General features: G+C 55.5%; 5 protein-coding genes. 3 read left to right on the top strand and 2 right to left on the bottom strand.

The features are described 5' to 3' along the window. Both WBC85_RS05430 and WBC85_RS05425 read right to left on the bottom strand, forming a co-directional pair. Positions 1-900: hypothetical protein (locus WBC85_RS05430; RefSeq protein ID WP_424433762.1), on the bottom strand; the 900-nt coding region annotated here is incomplete at its 3' end. Positions 901-1,065: 165 nt separating this feature from the next. Then, positions 1,066-2,259, bottom strand: coding sequence for a phosphoglycerate kinase (locus tag WBC85_RS05425; RefSeq protein ID WP_424433760.1), 1,194 nt, complete (start codon positions 2,257-2,259; stop codon positions 1,066-1,068). Positions 2,260-2,390: 131 nt separating this feature from the next. On the opposite strand from WBC85_RS05425, the gene WBC85_RS05420 reads away from it, so the two are divergent. The 3 genes from WBC85_RS05420 to WBC85_RS05410 all read left to right on the top strand — a co-directional run bounded on the left by WBC85_RS05420 (position 2,391) and on the right by WBC85_RS05410 (position 4,503). Continuing rightward, positions 2,391-2,897: a peptidylprolyl isomerase gene (locus WBC85_RS05420; RefSeq protein ID WP_424433758.1), complete on the top strand. Its 507-nt coding sequence runs from the start codon at positions 2,391-2,393 to the stop codon at positions 2,895-2,897. After that, positions 2,890-3,453: a peptidylprolyl isomerase gene (locus WBC85_RS05415; RefSeq protein WP_424433756.1), complete on the top strand. Its 564-nt coding sequence runs from the start codon at positions 2,890-2,892 to the stop codon at positions 3,451-3,453. The genes WBC85_RS05420 and WBC85_RS05415 overlap by 8 nt, the downstream gene beginning before the upstream one ends. 84 nt (positions 3,454-3,537) lie before the next feature. Next, on the top strand, positions 3,538-4,503 hold the full coding sequence (locus WBC85_RS05410; protein WP_424433754.1) for a DUF3179 domain-containing protein: 966 nt from the start codon (positions 3,538-3,540) through the stop codon (positions 4,501-4,503). The last annotated feature ends 82 nt before the right edge of the window (positions 4,504-4,585 follow it).

Here is a 4,585-nt window from a genome sequence, read left to right as displayed (position 1 = left end):
TTCCAAATCTTCTTCGCTTAGGCGCACCGGAGTTGCGCGAGCTGTGCTTTCAAGAACAACCTGCGTCGGGTTGGTAACAAAGGTTTGCGCAACGCTAACGGCCTGCGTGATGAACGCCTGCTGTTCAGCTGAAAGATCAGGCGAGATCGCTCCGTTCATCTCCGCGAACATCTCTGAAAGCGCACCCGGAATGATCTGCTCCAACGCGGCCGGGGTCAACATGCCGGCAGGTGCCATGCGTGATCCGGCGGCATAAAGACCGCGATCTTCCAGCGTCATTTGCACATGGTTCACATGAACAGCTGGCATCACCTCTTCGGTTTCAAAATCCATGCGGTAGCTGATGTAATCCAGATCCGCCGAACCTGACAACGAGGCCAGCTTGTCCAGATCCGCCCCAAAATGCACCATGGCACCGCCGGTGGCGAAATCGTAATTCACGTTGATCGTCGCGCGATCAAGGCGGATGTTCTCGACGCCCAGCATTCCGATTATCGGGCGCGCCTCGTCAGGTAGGCAGTCAAAATCAAGCACTGCACCATCCATGGCAAACGACACTGCATACCCCTGAGCACGATCAACAGGTTGGCCACTGAGCACAAGCTCATCGGCAGTGATCGCGCAGGCATCGCCCTTTACATGTGCAAGATAGGGGCGGATATCGACGCCCACTAAAGCAATCCGATTGCGCACGGGATCCACATCGATTTGATCGTAACGCACATCGGCGAGCACACGCAGCGTAGGCATGAAGCTTTGCACGACAATCGTCATAATGTTTTCAAGCGAAAGCGCGTCCCAAATCGTGACGGGCATTTCCACAGTGTCTTGCGCTTGAAGCGGCAAAGCGAGAGCGCAGGTGAGAGCGGTAGACTGGGCTAGGCTGCGTAAAATGGACATGAAATAATCCTGATGCTGATAAAATCAGCCTCAGGTTACTCCAATTCGGGACATTAGCAAGTTTTGCTGCCTAAGTGGGATTGCCCTTTAGCGCGCTGCACGCGGCGTTAAAGGGCGCAGAACGCTGAACTGACCACCGTTCAAAGCGATCATAGCCAAAGGCTTTTATCCGTTTTCAAGCGCGGCGACGCCGGGCAGGGTTTTGCCTTCCATCCATTCCAGGAATGCACCGCCAGCAGTGGAAATATATGTGAATTTCTCTGCTGCACCCGCTTGATTGAGCGCGGCAACCGTATCGCCGCCGCCCGCTACGGAAACAAGTGCACCAGCCTCGGAAAGAGCAGCAGCATGGGCAGCCGCCGCATTTGTGGCCTTGTCAAACGGCTCGATTTCAAAGGCACCCAAGGGGCCATTCCAGATCAGCGTTTTTGCGCTGTCCAATACGGCTTTGATCCGTGCGACAGTCGCTGGACCTGCGTCCAGGATCATAGCATCCGCAGGACATGCATCTGCATCAAGCGTTTCACTGGCTGCGCCAGCTTTGAATTCGCGCGCGACAACGATATCGCTGGGTAGGATAATTTCACAGCCCGACGCTTTGGCTTTTTGCAGGATGTCCAATGCAGTTCCTGTCATGTCATGCTCGGCAAGCGATTTGCCCACATCAATGCCTTGCGCGGCCAGAAACGTGTTCGCCATGCCGCCGCCAATCACCAGATGATCTACTTTCGCAACAAGGTTTCCAAGCAGTTCCAGTTTGGTTGACACCTTTGCGCCGCCGACAACTGCCACAAGGGGGCGCTTTGGCGTACCAAGCGCAGCTTCCAGCGCGCTAAGTTCCTGTTGCATCAAACGACCCGCGCAAGAGGGCAGCAAACGCGCAAGGCCCTCGGTGCTGGCATGGGCGCGGTGCGCGGCAGAGAACGCATCGTTGCAGTAGATATCGCCAAGGCGCGCCATTGCAGCAGCGAAATCAGGATCATTCGCGGGTTCTTGCGCATGATAGCGGGTGTTTTCCAAAAGCAGAACTTGCCCAGCTTGCAAGGCCCCAGCCGCCGCCTCGGCACCCGCGCCAATGCAATCGGCGGCAAAAACAACGGGGCAGCCAAAGGCGCTTTCTAATGCGGGTACAAGTTGCTGAAGGCTCATCTCGGGAACACGCTGACCTTTGGGGCGACCGTAATGAGCCAACAAAATAGGGTGCCCGCCCGCTGCGATGATATCCTTGACCGTTGGCACTATCCGTTCGATCCGCGTGGCATCTGTGACGACGCCATCTTCCATCGGAACGTTAATATCTACGCGCGTCAGCACACGTTTGCCCGCAAGGTCCATTTGATCCAAGGTTGTCCAGCTCATCTTTTTGCTCCTTGCGGGTATAGAATATAAGCCTGTCTTTGCCGCCTTGCGCCCCTATCGTCAATGCCTGCCTTGGCAATCGGCGCATTGCACCTTAGGTATTGCGTCGACTTACATCCAAGGAGTGCCAAATGGCCGAGATCAAAGACCCCGAAAACACCATCCTTCTTGAACTTAAAGACGGGACCGTCACAATCGAATTGCTGCCCGATATCGCACCTAAGCATTGCGAGCGGATGAAAGAGCTTGCGCGCTCTGGTGCCTATGACAACGTTGCGTTCCAACGTGTGATCGAAGGTTTCATGGCGCAAACGTGCGATGTGGCCAACGGCAATATGGAAAAAGACTTCAACCTGCGTATGGCGGGGACAGGTGGTTCGGACATGCCTGATCTGCCAGCCGAATTTTCCGGCATTCCGCATGATCGCGGCACAATCGGCGCAGCGCGTAGCCAGAACCCTGATTCCGCGAACAGCCAGTTCTTTATCAACTTCTCTGACAACCACTTCCTGAACCGTCAGTACACGGTGTATGGCCGTGTGACGTCCGGCATGGAGCATGTCGATGCCATCACGCGCGGCGAGCCGCCAGCGAGCCCGGATCGTATGGTGTCTATGAAAGTTGCCGCAGATGCGTAAACTAGCAGCCGTTTTCGCACTTATTGCCAGCCCGGTTCTGGTTAATCCTGCGTTGGCGACGGGTCTTCAGATCGAGGTCGCAGGTGAGGGCGCGAATGGCGTTATCACCATTGATCTGCTCGAAGATCTGGCCCCGAACCATGTTGCGCGCATTTCCGAACTGGCGGCGTCCGGTGCCTATGATGGCGTGGTGTTCCACCGCGTGATCGACGGTTTCATGGCGCAAACGGGCGATGTTGAATTTGGCAAGATGGGCGGCGACATGCGCCGCGCAGGTATGGGCGGTTCGTCCAAGCCTGACCTGAAAGCCGAATTCACCAACGAGCCGTTCAAGCGCGGCATCATCGGCATGGCACGTTCATCTGCGCCTGACAGTGCCAACAGCCAGTTCTTTATCATGTTCGCCGATGGTGACTTTCTGAACGGTCAATATACGGTCGTTGGCCGCGTAACGGACGGAATGGATGTTGTAGATGCTATCAAGCTGGGCAAGGGCGCGAATGGCGCTGTGATTGGTCAGCCTGATATGATGAAGACAGTGACCATTACCGAGTGACATGATCTAACAAAGCTGTGTGCAGGGCTATGCAGGCGGCGGTTTTTAAAGCACCCTCCGGGCAACTGTCTGGAGGGTGTTTTCATGTTTAAGAGGATAATTTTGGGGCTTGGACTTGCGATGGCGATGAGCACGGCCAGCGCTGATCCGAGTTTCTGGAAGTTTGAATGGCCCAAAACCGATTTCGAAAAGACCTCTGTTTCCAATTGGCTCGAGATCCTTTCGGGTGGTCCCCCAAAAGACGGTATTCCAGCACTAAGTGATCCCGAATTTATTAACGCCTCGTCTGAAACACGCATCGATGGCGCCGAACCAGTCATCACTGTTGATTTCAACGGCGATGTGCGCGCCTATCCTGTACGCTATTTAACGTGGCACGAGATCGTCAATGACACGGTCGGCGGCATTCCTGTCGCGGTGACGTTCTGCCCGTTGTGCAATTCCGGGATCACATTTGATCGGCGCATTCCCCAAGGCACGCTGAGTTTTGGCGTGTCTGGCAAACTGCGCAACTCGGACATGATTATGTATGACCGCGAAACCGAAAGCTGGTGGCAGCAAGCCATTGGAGAGGCGATTGTCGGGGATCTACAGGGGGTTAAGCTCTCACAACTTTCGAGTTGGATGGAAAGCTGGGATCAGTACCGCGCGCGCCATCCGAACGGGTTGGTTATGGCAGAGCCCAATTTTCCGCGACAGTACGGGCGCAATCCTTATGTGAGTTATGACAGCTCTACCAAACCGTTTCTTTATAATGGCGAGATGCCGCCGCATGGTATTCCTGCGCTCGCGCGCGTTGTGCGCGTTGGCGATCGTGCATGGCCGTTAACGCGTTTGGCGGAACTGGGTGAGGTGGCTGAAGAGGGCGTCACGCTGACATGGAGCGCGGGCCAGGCCTCTGCGCTGGATGCGGCCCAGATTGGCAAAGGGCGCGATGTGGGCACGGTGCGTGTGCGCGGTGCAAAAGGACAGGATTTGCCGCACGATGTGATGTTTGCCTTCGCGTTCCATGCGTTCTGGCCACAAGTGCGGTGGATGCTCGGGGAGTGAAAACTCTTTGAAAGAGTTTTGGAAATTCCTTTTAAAGGAATTTTTCCGCCGTTGGCGGGAGTTTAACTGGCAAAATGAAGCC

This window comes from Planktotalea sp. (genome assembly GCF_049680325.1).
Taxonomy (GTDB): domain Bacteria; phylum Pseudomonadota; class Alphaproteobacteria; order Rhodobacterales; family Rhodobacteraceae; genus Planktotalea.
The sequence above is the reverse complement of the archived record's forward strand: the minus strand, read 5'-3'. Positions and strand labels throughout refer to the sequence as shown.

Bases quoted from the DNA above. Each gene is read 5' to 3' on its own strand.
- WBC85_RS05410 (WP_424433754.1), top strand. From the start codon at position 3,538: ATGTTTAAGAGGATAATTTTGGGGCTTGGACTTGCGATGGCGATGAGC.
- WBC85_RS05415 (WP_424433756.1), top strand. From the start codon at position 2,890: ATGCGTAAACTAGCAGCCGTTTTCGCACTTATTGCCAGCCCGGTTCTG.
- WBC85_RS05420 (WP_424433758.1), top strand. From the start codon at position 2,391: ATGGCCGAGATCAAAGACCCCGAAAACACCATCCTTCTTGAACTTAAA.
- WBC85_RS05425 (WP_424433760.1), bottom strand. From the start codon at position 2,259: ATGAGCTGGACAACCTTGGATCAAATGGACCTTGCGGGCAAACGTGTG.